This window comes from Chryseobacterium balustinum, assembly GCF_900168205.1.
In the GTDB taxonomy this organism is placed as follows: domain Bacteria; phylum Bacteroidota; class Bacteroidia; order Flavobacteriales; family Weeksellaceae; genus Chryseobacterium; species Chryseobacterium balustinum.
On sequence record NZ_FUZE01000007.1, the window covers coordinates 123,514 to 143,319 of the forward strand.

Sequence of the window (19,806 nt, forward strand, 5' to 3'; positions counted from 1 at the left end):
CTAAAATTATGAATACAAATAAACCTTATATCGTTTGTTTCGGAGAAATTCTCTGGGACATTTTCCCCAACGGATTCCGAGCGGGTGGTGCACCTTTTAATGTGGCTTATAATCTAGATAAGATGGGAGTAGAAGTACAAATGATCAGTAAAATAGGAAACGATGAACTAGGAAAAAATCTTTTGACGCAGATAAAAAACTGGGGCGTTTCCACTGATTATATCCAGGTGGATGATGACAAAGCAACCGGAACTGTGATGGCAACTTTTGATAATCACGGTGAGGCTCATTATGATATTTTAAATAATGTAGCCTGGGATTATATTTCTACAATACCACAACATCGTGATTTGATTCAGAATTCTGAGGCACTTGTTTTTGGAAGCTTAATTGGCAGGAATGAGGAATCCAGAAAAACCTTACTTGAGTTGGTCGAGCTATCAAAGTTTAGAGTATTTGACGTTAATTTTCGTCCGCCATTTATTGATTTTGATTTTATCAAAATATTACTGCATAAAGCGCATCTGGTGAAGATGAATAAAGCAGAACTGAGAACAATCATTCAGTATCTTGATGAAGAATATCTTAATGAGGAAACCAGTATTCGATTTATTCAACAGTATTTTAATCTTAACGAAATTGTTCTTACGAAAGGAAGTAAGGGGGCAAGGTATTTTGTAGGAAAAGACAGTTTTACTTTCTCGGCGGTTTCTATTGACGTTAATGACACGGTAGGAAGTGGAGATTCTTTCCTTGCCGGTTTTTTATCGAAAAGAATTCAGGCTAAATCTCCTAAAGAAATTATGAAGCAAGCGGTTTCCTTAGGTGCATTTATTACTTCAAAATCTGGTGCCTGTCCTGATTATACTTATGAAGAATTCAGAAGCTTCAGAGAAGAACATTACACAAAAACCATTTAATATAACGACTATGAATACTGCGAAATTTACGGAGAAAAAATATTATCTTGTATTAATATTTGTGATTTCATTGTTCTTCTTTTGGGCTGTTGCTTTGACAATGGGCGATGTATTAAACAAGCATTTCCAGAATGTTTTAAATATTTCCAAATCAAAATCTGGGCTAGTGCAGCTGTCAATATTCGGTGCTTACGCACTGATGGGAATTCCTGCGGGCTTATTTATGAAAAAATTTGGTTACAAAATGGGGGTCATCTTAGGATTGTCACTTTTTGCATTGGGTTCATTTCTTTTTATTCCGGCAGCCAATATGGTTTCGTTTAATTTTTTCAGGTTGGCACTTTTTGTTCTGGCAATGGGAATGGCAACTTTAGAAACCGTAGCACATCCTTTTGTAGCAGCATTAGGAAATGAAAAAACAAGCGACCAGCGTGTTAATTTTGCACAGTCTTTTAATGGATTAGGCGCAATTATCGGTCCGCTGCTGGGAGGTTTTTTCATCTTCGGAAACGGAGAGGTAGAGAATGACTCATTAGATTCTGTGAAAAATCTTTACACTTGGATCGGTGTTGTGATTTTGACAATAACCATTATTTTTTCTTTTATTAAAGTTCCCAGTTTGAAAGACCCTCATGCAGAAGATATTCAGGTTTCCGAGAGCGAAAATGAGGGAGAAGGTGATGTTTCAGACCCGCACGCGCCACTTTATAAACAAAGACATTTTATTTTTGCAGTTATTGCTCAGTTTTTCAATATCGCTGCGCAAGGCGGAACGTGGGCGTATTTCATCAATTATGGTGTAGAAAAAATGCATCTTCCGGAGATTCAGGCTTCTTATTATTTTTCATTAAGCATGGCGATGATGATGATTGGTCGTTTTGTAGGAACATTCTTAATGAAATTCATTGCTCCCAATAAACTGCTTGCCATCTTTACGGCTTGTAATATTGTGTTGTGTTTAATTATTTCACAAAGTTGGGGTTGGACATCTTTTATCAGTCTGATATTATTAAATTTATTCTTAAGTGTGATGTATCCTACTATTTTCAGTCTTGGTTTGAAGAGGTTGGGTAGTAAAGTACCCCAAGCTTCTTCATTTCTGGTAATGGCAATGTTTGGCGGCGCTGTTTTTCCTCCTTTAATGGGGAAAATTGCGGAAACTGATATTGCTCACGCTTATCTACTTCCAATCATTTGTTACGTTTTTATTTTGCTTTTTGCTTTGAAATTCTACAAGCCTAAAACTTTAAAATAAATCGATGAAAACAAAGATTTTATCTTACTGGTGCATCTTTTTATTATGCATCAGTAGTAATTCTTATGCCCAAATTGTAATTACCAATAAAGACTTTTCTTTTGGTACAACGGGTAGAATCGGAGCTGGTTATTCACCAAATGCCGATGGGAAAACGGGTAGACAGTTGAATCTTAATAATCAAGGCTCGCTCGGAGGAAGAATGGACCAAGGTGATTATGTAGATTTTTTACCGGCTTTTCATTTTACTCCTGTTGTGAATGGAGACAGTGCAAAAAGTACAAAAATAGACATGCAGGCGAGATTAAGTTTCTACTCCGGAGGGACTTTTTTGGGAAATGTAGATTCAAAATCAAATCAGGGGATGATTATCGCTTTACCAGAAGCTTTTGTAGAAGCTCGAAATATTATGGGGAGCGATTGGGATGTTTGGGTTGGCTCTCGTTGGTTGAGATATGATGATGTACATATTGCCGATTATTTTTACTTTGATGACCATTCGGCGACAGGCTGGGGAGTGAGACATAAAAATACTCGATTTTCTATGTTCTTTCCTGCGGCAATAGATACAGCAGCGAGTAATTCGACGCCTTATTCTTATACTAACGTTATTAGCGGAACTAAAAGTTTGATCTACAGACAACGTGAGGTTTTGGTATTAGAACAGATTATTCCTTTTAAAAATAACGATCAAAAACTAAAACTTCTAGCTGAGTTTCATAAGATTGAGAAATCAGGGGGGAATTCTGTAGAACATTATCCATCAGATAACGGGTGGGTTTTTGGGGCAAAATTAAATTCGAATATTAAGACCAAAATCACAGGCTCATTCAATCAAATATCTTTACGATATGGAAGCGGGATCGCCAATGGGGGTGACGGAGGAAATACACAGACCTGGAGAACATATGGTGCTCCCGATGAATTGACAAAAACTTACAAAGATGCTTATTCATTGACATTGGTTGAGCATATTTTGTTAAACCTTTCCAATAAATGGTCTATTAATGCGTATGCAGTTTATACCAAAAGTAAAGGTGGAGCAAAAAGTGATAACAAAGCTGTCGATTATTATCAAAGAGAAATTTTCAATGAAAAATCAGAGTTTAATACAGGTTTAAGAGCTACTTATTATTTCAATAATTGGTTTCATCTACTTTCAGAACTGCATTTTGCGTCACGGAAAGATGGAACACAGGATTCTGCATCAATGACAAAATTAGTTCTGGCTCCAACCATCGCTCCGACTGCAGAAAGAAGTGTTTGGGCAAGACCTCACATCCGTTTGATTGCTGAGCTTTCTCGATACAATAACCAGGCAATGATGAGTCTTTATTCACCGTTTTTACAGCAATCTGGAGCGAAAAGATTCGGAACTTACTTTGGAGTAAGAACAGAATGGTGGATCTTTTAAAATAAAATCTGTTTAATTTTTTTTGAGTTGAAACAAACTCATCATCTAAATCTTTAAAAAATGAAAGTAAAATTAGGCGCTTCACTCTTGTCTTGGATCACTCCAAACTGGAATCCTGAAGCAGGAAAATATGCAATAGAAAAAACAGCAAAAGCAGGGTTTGATTTGATAGAAATTCTTCTTCCCAACTCAATGGAATTTAATTCAAAAGATGTAAAACAGCAATTGAAAAATAATGATCTCGATGTTGTTTGTTCATTGAATTTACCAAAAGAAGCACACATTGCATTCTATCCAAAAAATGCAGAAAAATTGATTAAAGAAGCTATTGATAAGTCCTCAGAATTGGAAACTGATTTTCTTGGCGGTGTTCTTCATGGTGGAATTGGTGTTTTCTCAGGAAATCCTCTCTCTGAAAATGAAGTAGAAATCATTGTCGAAGTTTGGAGCAATATTGCTGATTATGCTAAAAAAAAAGGCGTCAATGTCGGCATTGAACCGATTAATCGTTATGAATCTTATGTTTGTAATACAGCAGAAAATGTCTTGAATTTAATTACAAAAACAGAAAAAGACAATCTGTTTCTTCATCTTGATACATTCCATATGAATATTGAAGAAAATAATTTTTATGACCCCATTATTTTGGCCGGGAAAAAATTAAAACACGTACACATCACAGAATCTCACCGCGGAATGCTTGGCGAAGGAACAGTTAATTGGAACGAACTTTTCAGGGCTTTAAAAGAAACTGATTTTGAAGGAAATTTGGTTTTGGAAAATTTTTCATCTTCCATTCCCGGAATGCAGCAAGCTGTTTCATTATGGCAGCAATCCCCCTACGAAGCTGAGGATTTAGCAAAGAAAAGCTTGGAGTTTTTGAGGAAACAATTTTGATTTAAATAGATTACTTTTTTACAATATTTTTTAGAAAATTCGGACATGCTATATTGGTAATTTTATTGCTATGTACTTGTTTTAATATGAAGATATGCATCTAATAAGAGATTTTCTACGGTATTGTGAGCCAGCATTTTAAAGATTGATTTTTCTTTCTGGTAGAATTTTAATAGTCGCTCAATTAAGACAACTTTATTTCGTTTATTATAATCGAAATTTGGCACGATGAAAATAGGTGATAATTGATTGAAAAAGATGCCTGAATCTAAAAGAATACTGTTTTTGGTAGGACTATTATAAAAATGTTCCGAAAAGGCAATGATATAGAAGTCTTTTGCCTCTGTGTTATTTGGTAATTCAATTGTTTTTTCGGGGCCTACAAATATTGTTTTTCCGCTATCGATGTGATGAAGCTCGTCTTCAATTTTTAAAGATATATTTTCTGCCGTAAGAAGAATGCAAAAAAAATCGAGGGTATTAAATCGTTGACAATTATTTTCTTTATCAACTATTTTTGAAAGAGGTGAGAAGCAAAATCCATTATTTGTGATTTGATTCGTTATTTTATACATTTTAGAATTTATTTTTATAAACTTTTCTGGTTAACAGAAACTGCGATTGAGTAAGTTATTCAATATTATGAGGCTTGTATTAACGAGTTTTCTATCTTTTCATATGTTATGATTGCTAGACGCGATACTTTTAAATTAAAATGTATTGATGTTTCTTTAATCACGATATCGATTTTAAGCAAATTTGGTTCCAATAATCTTTTTTCAATTGATATTTATTAATATTTTTAATAGGAAATTTTATATATGGAAATATAATACCTGTTTTCGGGGGATGATAATACTTGATAGTGAAAATAGACCCTATATTTTCAAACTGAAATACCTTTAAATTTTTAATCCACGTAAAAATTGATATCTTATTAAATAATCATCAATATCAATAAAGGCCATCTTAAATTGATTTGATTAATACTGTAAATTCTTCAAGTATTTACATGGAAATTATAATGTGAAATCATCAATAATGAAAAACTATTTTTTCATTATTTCTAAAAATAATTTGTTATTGATTTTATGAGTTAAATATTGTTTTTTTATATTTAATATAATATCATTGCGCAATCGTTTTCCAATATGTTATGTTTGTAATAATATTTATTTTGTTATTTATTGTTTAATAAATTTGCGATTATTATAAATAATTATAAATTTGCCTGAATCAAAAAAATATTAACTATGAAATTCAAATTCAAGTCCGCATTTTCTGCGGGAGCTTTAACTGTTGTTTTAGCATTTACTTCATGTACAAACACTAATCTTGAGACGGATGTACTAGAAAACTCTAATGAGAGCAATTCTCAAAACTCTCTTTTTGCAAAAACTATTGTGCCTTTGGCAAATTGTGTAGCTCCGGGATGGGCATCCAGCAATGGGGGGACAACCGGCGGTGGAACTGCGGCTGAGACTACCGTTACAAATTTTGCTCAGTTAAAAAGCGCTATCGAGAATTCTAGTGTTAAAGTGGTAAAAGTTGTAGGAACAATTACCGTAACTTCACGTTTATCTTTTCAGGACCAAACCGGGAAAACTATTTATGGAACCAGTGGTGCAAAGTTGGTTTCTACCAATCAGACAAAAGATGGTTCAGGTATTATTAACATCAAAAGATGTAATAATATTATTGTAAGAAATTTGATTTTCGAAGGCCCGGGAGCGTACGATACAGATGGTTGGGATAATGCAATTTTAGATGATTGTAGAAATGTTTGGATAGACCATTGTGAGTTCAGAGATGGAGTAGATGGAAACTTTGATATTAAGAACAAATCAGATTTTATTACCGTTTCCTATACCAAATTTCACTATTTAAAAACACCTAAGGCAGGTGGATCTGGAGGTACTGATGATCATAGATTTTCTAATCTTATCGGTTCTAGTGACGGTGCTACGGCAGATACAGATAAGCTTAATGTAACATTTGTACGTTGCTGGTGGGCACAAGGTTGTAGAGAGCGTATGCCAAGAGTACGTTTTGGTAAGATTCATATTTTAAACAGTTATTTCAATAGTACAGTAAGTAATAAATGTATAGCTGCAGGTGTTAAAGCAAATATTCTTGTTGAAAGAAATGTGTTTGAAAATGTAAAACAGCCTATAGACTTAATGAGCGGCTTTACTGCGGTTACCGAAACAGGAAGTACTTTCACTAATGTTACCGGAAATAAGGTTGGAAGCGGTACTGCATTCACTCCTCCATACACTATTGTTAAACTTGCAACTAACGCTGTAAAGGCAGATGTAACAGCCAATGCAGGTGCTACTTTAAGTGGTAATATTTGCGAAAGTTTTTAATACAATCGATTACATTGATATTATCATTAAAAGGTTTAGCTTAATTGCTAAGCCTTTTTTTATTAAGATAGTTGATTTAAATACATACTATGAAGAATAATCTTTCAATAACTGTCTGTAGCTTGTAAGCATAGCAGATTTTGAAATAAAACCGATAAATCTATTGTCATCGTCAACAACCGGAAGATGCCATGTATCGGTATCATCAAACATCTGAATAATCGTTACAGGTTTATCATTTAAATGGACAAGACCTTCAGGAATTTTTACCAATTTAGAAATATTCAGCTGTTGGTCTTCATTAAATAAATAAGGACGAATATCGTCTAATGTAACAATGCCTTTAAGTTTATACTCATCATTTACCACCGCAAAATTATTCTTCCTTCCATTGCTGATGAGGTGATATAGCTCTTTTAACGATGAATTTTCATTGATTATTTGAGAATTGAAATCAATAAAATCTTTGGTTTGAAGCGAAGACAAAAGATTATTATCATGTTTGTGTGTAAATATCTTTCCTTGGTCTGCCAGATTTTTTAATTCAGGAGAAATAGGAGCAAACCATTTAGCAATAAGATAAGACATCACAGCAACAATCATCAACGGGATAAATAGATCATATCCAAAACTCGATTCCGCAATCAGAAAAATAGCGGTAAGAGGAGCATATAATACACCGCTCATTGCACCGGCCATTCCTACTAAAATAAGATTGGTTACAGGAACATCAGTAAATCCTAAGTTTTGACAGATAACTGCAAATAAAAACCCAACAGATCCTCCTGCAAATAGAGAAGGGGCAAAGTTTCCGCCATTTCCCCCACTAAAAATAGTGAATGAAGTAGCAAAAGCTTTTAAAAGGCAAACTAAAACCAGAAATACAATAACAGTCCATTCCTTTATTTCAAAATACCTGAAAAAACTGTTATGAATTACCGAATTGATATTACCATTTGTAAAATCTTTTACCGTATCATATCCTTCACCAAATAATGGCGGGAAAAGCACACACAGTAAAGAAAGTACAGCACCACCAAACATCGCTTTTCTAAGTCGCGAAAGCTGTAAACCATTGATGAAATGCTCTACCTTTTGAGATACAACAACAAAATATCTTGCATAAAGACCTGTAATAAGACCAAGAATTAAATAGTAAGGAACATTATAATAATTGAACGCTTCACGGGTATAGAATCTGAATAAAACATCTTCCTGAAGTAATATTCTGGACAGTAAACTTCCGCAAACCGCAGCTACAACCAATGGAATAAAATCAGTAAATACAACTCCGGTAAGTAAAATCTCGAAGGCAAACATAATCCCTGCAATCGGCGCATTAAAAGCTGAAGCAATTCCGGCAGTGGCACCTGCAGCCAAAAGAAGTGTTCGTTCTTTGTAGCTTAGCCTGTAAGTACGTGCATAATTGGATCCGATGGCTGCCCCCGTAACTGCAATAGGACTTTCGATTCCGGCAGAACCTCCAAGCCCAACGGTAACGGCACTTTGTATTATTTGTGAATACATTTTCACATTAGATACAATACTTGAGTTTTGGGCAATTTCATATAATATAGCTCCAATTCCTTTTTTGTCCTGCCCTTTAAATAGGGTAATTACAATAGCCGCGGTTAAGACAATTCCAAGAAACGGAAAAACAATATAAAATATAATCTGATACTCAAAATGTACCTTATGGGTAATGAAATGGTGAATATTGTGTACAACAGTTTTTAAAATAACGCCCGCCAATCCTGCGGTACATCCTACCAAAATACCTGACAGGATGAGAAACTGATTTCTGCTTAAATGATTCTTAAGCCAATGAAGAATGATCTCATAGCTGCGTGCTTTTTTGAGACCATATTGCTGAAAATCTCTTTTAAACTTAAGAAAACTTACGAATTTTTTTTTGTTGTGGAAATTCACCTTGAAATAATAATGAAGTAAATTATTGATATACTTTCATGCAAAGGTATTAAAATGTATCGACAACGTTAAACTGATATAAAAACTTGTTTATTAAATTCAAACAAAAAGTCGCTTTAATCAATACTTATTGACCCAAAGCGACAGATATAAATGACATCACAGCAAAAAATAAAGCTCTTATTTTCATATCAATAATGTCTAAAATTATTTTACAAAAATAATGCGTTGAGGTATATATTAAAGATTTAACTTAAATAGTATCTCTCAATTTTAAGTTTGAATACTGTTTAAACGATTATTTTTTTGGAGTTAAAGAAAAATTATCAACATAAACTGCTTGATGCACTCCATTTAAGACAACTTTAAGTCCTAAGTTAGAATCTTTTTTTAAAGTAATATCAAACGATTTTTTAGTTCCCGTTATTTTTGAAGATTTAGCGATTGAAACATAAGATTTAGCATCAGATGCATTGTTTATAGAGAACAATTCCATTGTAGTTTCTCCGCCGTTGTCTGAAGCATCAAGCGTCAATGTATATTTTCCGGCTTTGATTTTTGGAGTTACCAAATACATATTTTCTCTTGGGCTGTTCATTGAGTAAAACACAATTTTTTTTTCACTGGCATAAAGCATTGCTTTCCCTGGTTGAGCCGTCCAACATTTGTTCATTTCTTTCCAGGCATCAAAATTTTCTGTAAGTGAAGTTACCGTTTTGCACTGTGCATTTACGGTTACAAATCCTCCTAAAGCTACCAATCCTGCAAATACTATTTTTCTCATAAGTTATTTATATATTTTTGAAGTAAAAATAGTTAAAAAAGGTTGTATCAGGAAGTCATTGTTTAATGATTTACATTAGCTTTTGCTTTTTTATTATTACTGTTGAAACATTATTTTAATGCTTTATTCAAATAATATTAATGTCAATTCAGAAATAAATTAGATATAGTTTAAAGCGCGTTCTTAACGATGGTTCCTAATCTTTTCAAGTCATTATCAAGACTTTCGTCCCATTTTAGAGCAAAATTAAGTCTCATACAATTATTAAACTGGTCATGCTGCGTAAACATTCTACCGGGTGCAAAACTTATATTTTGTTTTATAGCAACGTCGTAGAGTTGTGCGGTATCAATTCTATTGTCTAATTCGAGCCAAAGTACAAATCCGCCTTGAGGTTGAGATATTTTGGTATTTTCAGGGAAATATTCTTCAACGGCTCTTTGGTATTTCAAACAATTCGTATGAAGTTTTTGTCTAAATCCTCTTAAATGATGATCATACCTTCCGTTTTCCAAAAAATCAGCGATTACTTCCTGATAAAGAGGCGGTGTAGAAATCGTTTGAATGAGCTTCTGACGTAGAATTTTTTCTTTATATTTTCCCGGAGCAACCCAGCCTACTCTGTAACCGGGTGCTAAAGTCTTAGATACGGAACCGCACCACATAACGATTCCCGCTTCGTCAAATGCTTTGCAGGGTTTTGGTCTGCTTGTACCAAAGTACAGATTGCCATATAAATCATCTTCTATTAACGGAATATTGTGATACGTAAGCAATTTTACCAATTCTTTTTTTCTTTCTTCGGGCATTAAAGAGCCTAAAGGATTACTGAAATTACTGATAAAACAGCATGCATCGACTTTATGGATGATTTTTCTTAATGCATCTATATCAACTCCTGTAACTGGATGGGTCGGCAATTCAATCACATTAAGACCCATTGCTTTTGCAATTTGTATAATTCCAAAATAGACAGGGCTTTCAATCGCGAGTGTATCGCCTCGTTTTGTAACTGCCATCAGGCAATTAAAGATAGCATTCATTGCGCCTGAAGTCGTTATTAAATCGTCTTCAGTAATTTTTCCTTCTAAAACGAGAGACCATTTTGCAATATTTCTTCTTAGGTTCAGGCTGCCTTCTACAGGTTCGTAAGCAGTTCCGCTACCTTCCAAATTTCTTATTGTTTTAAGGACTCCCTTATTTAATTTTGCAATAGGCAGGAAGCTGGGATCAGGAACTCCTAAAGAAAATTGACGGATGTTTTTGTAATGTAACGTATCGAATACTTTACTGATGAGGTCTTCAGGATCTGACTCATTCTGGGAAATTTCAGGTTTACTGACTGATGGAAGAGCGCATTTTCTCTGTGATGTTTTGCTGACGTAGTAACCGGATTTGGGTCTCGACTCAATAAGAGATTTGCTTTCTAATTCCAAAAAAGCCAATTTTACGGTATTGAGACTTACATCATATATTTTCTGAACAGAACGTATCGAAGGTAATTTGTCTCCGATTCTTAAAGTTTCCGATAGAATTTGATCTTCTAAGATCTTTGCAATTTTTATATATAGGATTTCCTTCGTCATTATATTCTGCTCTGTTTTCAGTAAATTTATTAAAATTATGTTTTTAAATCTCAAATAATAATTGATTGAAATTTAGACCGAATATTTTCTTAATTAAATTTGATTTTACCCACACCAATTCAGCCAATCTACCATCCTAGTGATTGAATTCTTCATTCCTTCACGGTCTAATACTTTTTTGGATAAATACTTTTGCTTTGATTGATTAATAAATCTGTTTTCAAGATCTCCAAAAGAATATTCAGGGTTGATGATTGCCTTGAAGACAACATCTTTAGAACTGTTAATTATAAAATAGGAATATCCGATAATTAAATCTTTCTCAACCAACTTAAAGATTGGAAACCCAAATTCTTCAGTCAGCTTAGGTTGTTCAAAATTTTTACTTTCTTTTTTTGATTGAGCAAAGTAAAGATTTGTTATTTCGGCTAAATCGGAAAGATGAACAGATTCAAATTTTAGATCTGTTTTCTCCTTTATTATTGTTGGCATATTGTTTTATTCTGTAAACAAATTTATTTACAACAGCTCAATAATTACAGATACAGAAATGGATTATTTAATGGATACAGTTTTTGTTAAAGACCTTTGTGTCCAGCAAAAAAATCAAGCATCGTTGCTAAAGCATTTTCACTGTGCATTCGTTCTCCGTTTTCGAGTGACTCTTGTGCTATTTTTGATGCCCTTTTAAACATATTCATTTCATATTCAGCAATAGCACTTTCTATCGAATTAAATTGAGAAGAAGTTAAAACTTCGCTCAACTCTAAAGCATCAAGCATTGCCATATTTACACCTTCACCTGCAAACGGAGGCATTAGATGTGCGGCATCACCAATGATGGTAAGATTTTTTACTGTGTTCCAGGTTTGGTCGAGAGGCATGCAATAAATAGGTCTTGGTATAAATGGAGTAGAACTATTTTCAAATAATTCATCCCAAACAGAGCTCCATTCGGGATATTCTTTTTGAAACCATTTCAACACCTCAGATTGATCAGAAAAATCTAAACCGGACGCAACTTCCCAATTTTCATCAGCTTTAAAACTGGCATAAAAACCAATCTCACCATTTGCTTTTTGTCCCATTAAAATATCCTGCTCGTTTCCGAAAGCCATTATTTTTCCACCACGAAGTATTTTAGAAATATTTGGAACTTTTTTTTCAGCTTCATAAACATTGCCTTCAAGCATGGTAATACCCGAATAAAACGCTTTTATATCGGTAATAAAAGGGCGTATCTTTGAATTGGCTCCATCAGCACCGATCACGATATCTGCATAAACACTTTCCTTATTTTTGAAATGTAGCAGCCAACCTTCATCTTGCTTTGCCATGGATAGAAAATGACTGTCCCAAATGATGGTTTCAGGATCTAAAGATTCCAGTAAAATTTTTCGTAAAACGCCTCTGTCAATTTCCGGACGAAAATGTTCGTCTCCAAAATTTTCATCTTGTTTTTGACCGTGATCGCTAAAAAATATTTCTGCCTTATGGTTTGTAATCGTCGATTGATCTGCACCTACCATAAAATTATTTTTAAAATCATCCAGCAAACCTGCTTTTCGCAATGCTGCTAAACCCGATTCATCATGTAGGTCGAGAGGAGAACCTTGTACGCGTACATTTTTATTCAAATCTCTTTCATATACTTTTATGTCAACATCTTTTAGTTGTAAAAGTTTTGCCAATGTCAATCCGCCCGGACCTCCTCCTATGATGGCTATTTGTTTATTTTGTAATAACATTATTTTAAAATTTTATAATGCAAAATTACTTTTGGCTGTAGACTAAAAATTGTAAAAATCGGTCGTTTTCGTTTTTGTGTAGTTCTTTTGGTGAAACACCGGAGAGTTGTTTTATTTCTTTGATGAAATGCGATTGGTCTGTGAAATTAAGTTGCGGATAAAGTTCACCATTTTTAATATGGTCAAGTGACGCCTGAAATCGGAGGATCTTACAGTAAGCCTTTAAGGAAAGCCCAAATTGTTGATTAAAATAACGGTTGATTTGTCTTGGACTCCACAGGAGTTTTTCAGAAAGTTCTTTGATTGGAATTTCGCCATTTGATTCAAAAATGAATTGAAATAATCTGCGTTTTCTTTCATCTATTTTTTCAGGCAATATCTCAGATATCTTTTGTGTAATTTTTTTGCAAAAGTTATCAAAATCGTTCAGATCATCAGAATGGATGCCCCCAAAATTATTCTGCAGTATTTTTCCGGAATTTAAAATGTCTGCAATAGACTCATTAAAAATATATTCAATAGCAAAAGGATTAAAACTAACGGCAAAAAAGTTTGAAATTTCGTGATTTATTTTCTTTGGTCCGGTTTCTAAACCCAATAATGCAACAGTAAGAGTTGTATCATTTTTTTTTGAAAATATCAGATCAACTTTTCCATTAGGAATGATAACAGCATTATGCTGGTGTGAAATGTTTTGTAATGAAGAAAAGCAATAGACAAAGTCGGCTAAAGATTGATCAGGTTCAACAAGTTTAAAATTTAGTTTTTTTTCCATTCCCTTCTTTGATATTGCGATTTTCCACTCCTAACTATTAGGATATTCTTTTTTTAAATTTTTGTCTAAAATAAAAGGGACAAAAGGCAGCACAGATCCTACAACGTATATGATAATTCTTTTAATGCTCCATCGGTATTTCAGAGAAGTAATAATGAGAATCGCCATATAAACAAGAAATAAAACCCCGTGAATCCAGCCAAAATATTTTACAGGCTCAGCAATATCAAGTATATATTTAATGGGCATTGCAATAAAAAGTAAAATTAAATAAGATATACCTTCGATAATTGCTGTTTTACGGTAAATATTGATCATAAATTAGAATAGTTTAGACTGTTGATTTTTCGCTGATATTGTTTTATCTGTGATTTGACTGTAAATAATAAATCAAAAAACAAATAAAATTTATCTTCTTTTCTTATCGGGCATAAAATTGCAACAAATTATTATATATTAAATCGAATTTTAGTGATTTTTTAATTAAATTTATACCACTATAAATCATGTTAACTGTCGTACGGGAAAATTCTAAACGGTAAAATAGTTTAAATAGAAAATTTTAAAAGTATGAGATTCAAGAAAATTCTACTTGCTTCTTTTCTGGTGATTTCCTCGCAAACATTTTGTCAGCAATTGACACTGAAACAATGTATAGAAAAAGGGAAACAAAATAATGTCATTATAAAACTGGCAGAACAATCCTTGGAAACCCGGGAAAAGCTTCTGCAGTCCAACAAAAATAACAGTCTTCCAAAAGTAGATTTACTTGGTGGTTATAACTATATCGGCGAGCCTATCAAAGTTAATTTACAACAAGTTAAGGACGGAATTGTAGAAGGTTCGGCAAATCAAAGCGTATATTCTGCCAATGCAGCATATCAGCAGATTACAGGAAACCAGCTTTCACAACAAGTTCAGGATGTGATCTATCAAACTTCTAAAGATATTATCAGTGCAGTTTATCCCAATTATAATCCTGCAATTACGAAGCAAAGTTATTTTTTAGCCGGAGTTGCGGTGCGCCAACCAATTTATTTAGGTGGAAAATTAAATGCTGCAAAAGAACTTTCAAAACAACAGGTAGAAAGCGGAAAAGCAAATTTACAGTCTTCTCAGGATCTTACAGCTTATAATATTTCTTTAAATTATATTCAGATCATGTATCTGAATTCGATGATTAAAAAGCAGGAAAAGATTGTAGAATCTCTTGAAAATAATGAGAAATACGCACAAAGTCTTTTAAAAGCTGAGATCATTCCGCCTTATTTAAAAAACTGGTCAAACATTACAAAACTTCAGGGCGAAACCAATCTTAAAAATCTAAAGCTCGAAAAAGAAAATGCACTGTTGACTTTAAAAGATCTCATGGGAATTTCTCTGGATGAATCATTGGAAATTAATGAAGACTTAAATGAGAGTATTGATGTTCCTAATTTTTCTTCATCAGAAAAAAATGCAGATCTAAAACTATTGTTAAGCAAAAAGAAGGAAGCTGAAACTACCCATAATATTACAAAATCACTTTCTAAACCTAATATTTTTGCCATTGGAAATTTGCAGTTCTTAAGAAATGATCTTCCGCTGATTACTCCGCCTTGGTTGGTTGGAGTAGAGATGCAATGGACGCTTTTTGATCCTGAAAGAAAATCCAGAAATCTGGCTTCGCAATCTTTAATAAAAGAAGCCGATCTTTTGATCAATCAAAAGCAGAAATCAGTGAATTTGGCGACCAAAATTTCTGAGAATAAATTGATCAGCTTTAAAGAACAGAACGAAACATTTGATGCTGCAAGAAAACAGACGTATACCACAACAGAAATGGTAAGAAAAAGAATGGAAAATAGTCTTTCTTCCGTAAAAGATGTAAATGATGCTTTACAGCTTCAGTACGAAGCCGAAAAATTATATTACACCTCTTTAGTTGCTTACCAAACCGTCATTGCAACCTATTTTTATATTACCGGAAACGTCGAAAATATCACCAATTACATTCCATAAACTGATAACAAGATGAAAAACTTTATAAAAAATTACTGGGCCGTTTTCATTCCAATTATTGTATTGGTTATAGCTCTGATTTACCTTTTTCAAAATAAATCTCCAGAAAAAAATAAAGAAACTGTAATAGGGATGGTAGATGCTGAATTCGTTGACGTTTCTGCTTCTCTGCCCGGAAGAGTAATTGAATTATTGGTAAAAGAAGGAGACGAAGTAAAAGAAGGCGAAGTGGTAGCTCAAATGAAAACTTCTGAAATTGAGACGATTCAGGCACAGGTTTCAGAAGCTGTTACGGTTGCCCAAAATCAATTAGATAAAATTAATCGTGGAGTAGAACCTGAAGTTTTAAAATCTGCGGAAAATCTACAACAGATCGCAAAACAGCAGATGGATTTGATGAATAAAACCTATACCCGTTTTCAGAATCTTTATTCGGAAGGGGTGGTTTCAGGTCAGGAAAGAGATGTTATTTATTTTAAATATAAAGCGGCACAAAAAGAACTTGAAACAGCTAATCTGAATGTTCAACTTCTACAACGCGGAAATAATCAGGAGCTTAAAAATTCTGCACAGGCCATTTTAAATCAAGCGAAAAGTGCAGACCAACTTGCTCAGGAAATAAAAGATAATGCATCAATAAAAGCACCTGCTTCGGGAAAGATTTCTACAATGGTTTCCAATAAAGGCGAAATGGTAAACGCAGGGTATCCGATGATGACGATTCAGAAAGACAATTCTTTTTTTGTGAAATTTAATATCCGTCAAAACCAAATGACCAAAATTGAAAAAGGAAGTACCGTAAAAATGAAAATTCCCGGTTGCTTGCCGGAAGAAATAAAAGGAACTGTTGTAGAACTAGCTCCGGCTTTAGGATATGCAGATTGGGTTCCTGAAAAACAAAATGGAGAATTTGAACTGAGAACTTTTCAGATAAAAGTAAAACCAGAAAATATGAATTCAATAAAAGGACTTCGTTCAGGAATGACTGCGCAGCTTGTTTTTGATTAAAAAGTGTGATTTTAATTCAGAAAAATTAAACCTATTGAAAACCATCAGCCAAATCATGATACGGGAATGGAAACGAATTTTTTCGATTCCTAATTTCTACGTGATTTTGTTAGTCATTCCGCCGATTATTTTTCTTTTTTACGGATTTATTTATCAAAAACAATTTGCGAAAGAACTTCCGATGGCGGTTTGGGATGAAGACCAATCTTCTGTTTCGCGAACGTTGATTGATATGATGGAACATAATGAGTATATTCACTTTACTCAAACGGTTTACAGCAATGCCGAAATTGAGAAATTAATGCGAGAAGGAAAGATTTTCGGAGCAGTGCATTTTCCAAAAAATCTGGAATCTGATGCTAAGAAAAATCATCAGTCGAATATCACGCTTTATACCAACGGTGCTTATCTGGTTCCTGCAAAAATGATTTACAAAGGTGCTGCTGGAGTAATCATTAAAGGAGGTCTTGCGGTTGTTCTTCAAAAAGCCGAAAAACAAGGAATGCCTGCTGAAAAAGCAAATACTTTGGTGCAACCTATTAGACTCAATACAACAACATTATACAATCCAGATTTCAATTATCAGATGTATCTTACACCGGGATTGATAACGGTTGGACTTCAAATGGCGCTGATTGTTGCAGCAGTTTTAATTTTAAATCTGGAATTTAAACGAAACACCATTGATGAACTTTTACAGATTTCGACATCATCTTCGCAGATTGTAATCGGAAAAATGCTGGCTCATCTTTGTATTTCGTGGATTCTTTTTGTATTGGTCGCTTACGTTGTTTTTCCTGTTTATGAATTGGGAAAACCGCAAACTGATTTTAATTTTTTCCTGATTTACACCTTAATGTCTTTGGCGTGTATCGGAATCGGAATGATGCTTTCTGCAATCTCTAATAATCTGCTTTTTGTAACGGATGTTGCCTTATTTTTTACTTCACCTGCATTTGTTTTCAGCGGTTTTACATTTCCGAGATGGGCAATGCCTTGGTACGATCAGTTTTATGCTGATATCATGCCTTATACTCACTTTTTGGACGGGTTTATTAAGCTTTATTTTATGGAACTTCCTTTGTCTTATGCTACTCCCGAAATTGTGAAATTATTGGTTTTTATTGGAGTAACGTTTCCGTTGAGCATTGTGTTTTTTCAGAAAAAAATAAATAAATACCTTAAAGAAAGTCAGGCATGAAAGAGGTTTTAGAAATACTGAAAAGAGAACTTAGAAACGTTTCAAAAGATTCGAGTCTGTTTCTGATTTTGCTTTTAGCACCGATTCTTTATGCTTTTATGTATGGAAGTATTTATCTGAATAAGGGTGAAGAAAAAGTGAAATTGGCGTTGATTGATAACGACGGAACTGCGATTTCCAGAACTTTGACCCAACAATTAAACTCGACTCCGATGATTGAAATTGTACCAAGTTCAAATATTTCTGAAGCTCAGGAAATGATGTTTCAGGGAGAAGTTCAGGGTTATTTTTATATTCAGTCAGGTTTTGAAAAAAATATTTTTTCGCTGAAACAGGCGAATGTGAATTTAGTTTTGAATGCCTCACGATTTTTACCTTCAAGCGATTTGCTGAGTACCGCAACAAAAGTTTGTCTTACTGTCGGAGCCGGCGTTAGAAAAACGTATTTTAATAAGCAGGGAATGGGAGAGGACGAAGCAATGAAAATGACCAATCCTATTAATATGGATTACCGTCCTTTGTACAATTCGAGTATGACTTATGGCTCGTTTCTTTTGCCGGGTTTATTAGCGATTATTTTACAGCAAACTCTTTTGATTGGCGTTGCTGCAGCTTTTACATCCGAAAGAGAAGAGAAGAAATTATTAAATCTTTATCAAATTTCAAAGCAGAGCATTTCTAAAATGATCTTTGGGAAAAGTCTGCTTTATTTTGTTGTATTTATGATTTTCGGGTTCTTTTTTTCTATGGTGAATTTTTCAGTTTTTGATGTTGAGGTTAGGGGGAACTATTTAGATTTGGCTGTTATTTCCGCATTATTTATTGCAACAATCATCGTTTTCGGAATGTTGATTGGAAGTTTCTTTAAAACTAAACTTTTTGCATTTCAGGTTTTGGTATTTTCATCTTATCCTATTTTTTTGATTACAGGATATTCTATGCCGTATCAAGCATTGCCAAAATTTGTTCAGATTTTGTCAGATATGCTGCCGACATCTCCGTTTCTCAAAACTTATATTTCGATTGTACAAGCAGGAGGTTCGCTTTCTGATAATTTAGGTTCCGTAATTCATTTGGTTGTTTTATGGATTGTTTTTGAACTTCTTTTAATTCTCAGAATAAAATATTTAGTTAAAATATAACTGTTCTAAACGGTTCTATTTCTTCCTAAAAAACAAAGCTCTGCTGTATTCATAATTCATTCTGGCAATATTTAAAACAGAAATTCCTTGAGGGCATTCCACTTCACAAGCTTCTGTGTTGGAGCAGTGACCAAAATGTTCAGCATCCATTTGTTTGACCATTTTTAAAACTCTTTCGCTACGTTCTTCTTTTCCCTGAGGAAGCAAAACCATATGAGTGATTTTCGCAGAAGTAAATAAAGCTGCGCTTCCGTTTTTACAGGTCGCAACACACGCGCCGCAACCGATACACGCCGCCGAATCAAAAGCTTCTTCTGCAGTCTGATGAGTTACCGCAATTGCTGTCGCATCAGGAGCCTGACCTGTATTAATGGAAACAAATCCACCTGAAGAAATAATTCTGTCGAAAGCAGAACGGTCTACTTTTAAATCTCTTTTAAGCGGAAATCCTAAAGCGCGAAATGGCTCAATCACAATAGTTTCTCCATCTTTGAAAGAACGTAAATGAAGCTGACAAGTGGTTGTATGCTCCAAAGGTCCGTGAGCCAGACCGTTTATCATCATCCCGCATTGTCCACAGATTCCTTCACGGCAATCGTGGTCGAACTCTACGGGTTCGTCGCCTTCAACGATTAGTTTTTCATTTAAAATGTCCAACATTTCGAGGAAAGACATGTGAGGATTCAGTTCTTTTAAATCATAATTTACCAGTTTTCCTTCGCTCTGATTATTTTTCTGTCTCCATATTTTAAGATGTAAATCCATAATTTCTGTGTT

Annotated in this window: 18 protein-coding genes; 9 read left to right on the forward strand and 9 right to left on the reverse strand. The window is 34.0% G+C overall.

What is annotated here, in order from left to right:
- Positions 1–8 precede the first annotated feature (8 nt).
- The 4 genes from B5X64_RS10805 to B5X64_RS10820 are packed head-to-tail and all read left to right on the forward strand — an operon-like array spanning position 9 to position 4,486.
- On the forward strand, positions 9–920 hold the full coding sequence (locus B5X64_RS10805; RefSeq protein WP_079465245.1) for a carbohydrate kinase family protein: 912 nt from the start codon (positions 9–11) through the stop codon (positions 918–920).
- Complete coding sequence (locus B5X64_RS10810) at positions 871–2,175, forward strand: sugar MFS transporter (RefSeq protein WP_228418868.1); 1,305 nt, start codon at positions 871–873, stop codon at positions 2,173–2,175. Before B5X64_RS10805 ends, B5X64_RS10810 begins: the two co-directional genes overlap by 50 nt.
- Before the next feature lie 4 nt (positions 2,176–2,179).
- The gene (locus tag B5X64_RS10815; RefSeq protein ID WP_079465246.1) at positions 2,180–3,589 is read left to right on the forward strand and encodes a carbohydrate porin; all 1,410 of its coding nucleotides are present in this window, start codon (positions 2,180–2,182) and stop codon (positions 3,587–3,589) included.
- Positions 3,590–3,649: 60 nt separating this feature from the next.
- Positions 3,650–4,486, forward strand: a complete 837-nt coding sequence (locus B5X64_RS10820; protein WP_079465248.1) for a sugar phosphate isomerase/epimerase family protein — start codon at positions 3,650–3,652, stop codon at positions 4,484–4,486.
- A 68-nt stretch (positions 4,487–4,554) separates the two neighbouring features.
- Here B5X64_RS10820 and B5X64_RS10825 read toward each other — a convergent pair whose 3' ends face one another.
- A complete protein-coding gene (locus tag B5X64_RS10825) occupies positions 4,555–5,061 on the reverse strand; it encodes a hypothetical protein (RefSeq protein ID WP_079465250.1) in 507 nt (168 codons plus the stop codon).
- A gap of 678 nt (positions 5,062–5,739) precedes the next feature.
- Here B5X64_RS10825 and B5X64_RS10830 point away from each other — a divergent pair.
- Positions 5,740–6,855, forward strand: a complete 1,116-nt coding sequence (locus B5X64_RS10830; RefSeq protein WP_079465251.1) for a pectate lyase family protein — start codon at positions 5,740–5,742, stop codon at positions 6,853–6,855.
- An 87-nt stretch (positions 6,856–6,942) separates the two neighbouring features.
- Here the strand turns inward: B5X64_RS10830 and B5X64_RS10835 are convergent, their stop codons facing one another.
- The 7 genes from B5X64_RS10835 to B5X64_RS10865 all read right to left on the reverse strand — a co-directional run bounded on the left by B5X64_RS10835 (position 6,943) and on the right by B5X64_RS10865 (position 13,995).
- Positions 6,943–8,784: a chloride channel protein gene (locus B5X64_RS10835; RefSeq protein ID WP_079465252.1), complete on the reverse strand. Its 1,842-nt coding sequence runs from the start codon at positions 8,782–8,784 to the stop codon at positions 6,943–6,945.
- A gap of 298 nt (positions 8,785–9,082) precedes the next feature.
- Positions 9,083–9,568, reverse strand: coding sequence for a hypothetical protein (locus B5X64_RS10840; protein ID WP_079465253.1), 486 nt, complete (start codon positions 9,566–9,568; stop codon positions 9,083–9,085).
- A 170-nt stretch (positions 9,569–9,738) separates the two neighbouring features.
- Positions 9,739–11,154: an aminotransferase-like domain-containing protein gene (locus B5X64_RS10845; protein WP_079465254.1), complete on the reverse strand. Its 1,416-nt coding sequence runs from the start codon at positions 11,152–11,154 to the stop codon at positions 9,739–9,741.
- A 105-nt stretch (positions 11,155–11,259) separates the two neighbouring features.
- Positions 11,260–11,646 (reverse strand): hypothetical protein, encoded by a 387-nt coding sequence (locus B5X64_RS10850; RefSeq protein WP_079465255.1) that lies wholly within the window; start codon positions 11,644–11,646, stop codon positions 11,260–11,262.
- 86 nt (positions 11,647–11,732) lie between these two features.
- A complete protein-coding gene (locus B5X64_RS10855; RefSeq protein ID WP_079465256.1) occupies positions 11,733–12,902 on the reverse strand; it encodes an FAD-dependent oxidoreductase in 1,170 nt (389 codons plus the stop codon).
- 25 nt (positions 12,903–12,927) lie between these two features.
- The gene (locus B5X64_RS10860; RefSeq protein ID WP_079465257.1) at positions 12,928–13,677 is read right to left on the reverse strand and encodes a helix-turn-helix domain-containing protein; all 750 of its coding nucleotides are present in this window, start codon (positions 13,675–13,677) and stop codon (positions 12,928–12,930) included.
- Positions 13,678–13,707: 30 nt separating this feature from the next.
- Positions 13,708–13,995 (reverse strand): DUF3817 domain-containing protein, encoded by a 288-nt coding sequence (locus B5X64_RS10865; protein WP_079465258.1) that lies wholly within the window; start codon positions 13,993–13,995, stop codon positions 13,708–13,710.
- A 252-nt stretch (positions 13,996–14,247) separates the two neighbouring features.
- Here B5X64_RS10865 and B5X64_RS10870 point away from each other — a divergent pair, with 252 nt between their 5' ends.
- The 4 genes from B5X64_RS10870 to B5X64_RS10885 are packed head-to-tail and all read left to right on the forward strand — an operon-like array spanning position 14,248 to position 19,029.
- A complete protein-coding gene (locus tag B5X64_RS10870) occupies positions 14,248–15,678 on the forward strand; it encodes a TolC family protein (protein ID WP_079465259.1) in 1,431 nt (476 codons plus the stop codon).
- Positions 15,679–15,690: 12 nt separating this feature from the next.
- A complete protein-coding gene (locus B5X64_RS10875) occupies positions 15,691–16,686 on the forward strand; it encodes an HlyD family secretion protein (protein ID WP_079465260.1) in 996 nt (331 codons plus the stop codon).
- Positions 16,687–16,741: 55 nt separating this feature from the next.
- Complete coding sequence (locus B5X64_RS10880; RefSeq protein WP_079465310.1) at positions 16,742–17,887, forward strand: ABC transporter permease; 1,146 nt, start codon at positions 16,742–16,744, stop codon at positions 17,885–17,887.
- A complete protein-coding gene (locus tag B5X64_RS10885; RefSeq protein WP_079465261.1) occupies positions 17,884–19,029 on the forward strand; it encodes an ABC transporter permease in 1,146 nt (381 codons plus the stop codon). The genes B5X64_RS10880 and B5X64_RS10885 overlap by 4 nt, the downstream gene beginning before the upstream one ends.
- A gap of 15 nt (positions 19,030–19,044) precedes the next feature.
- On the opposite strand, the gene B5X64_RS10890 is transcribed toward B5X64_RS10885, so the two are convergent.
- The gene (locus B5X64_RS10890; RefSeq protein WP_079465262.1) at positions 19,045–19,794 is read right to left on the reverse strand and encodes a succinate dehydrogenase/fumarate reductase iron-sulfur subunit; all 750 of its coding nucleotides are present in this window, start codon (positions 19,792–19,794) and stop codon (positions 19,045–19,047) included.
- Between the last annotated feature and the right edge of the window lie 12 nt (positions 19,795–19,806).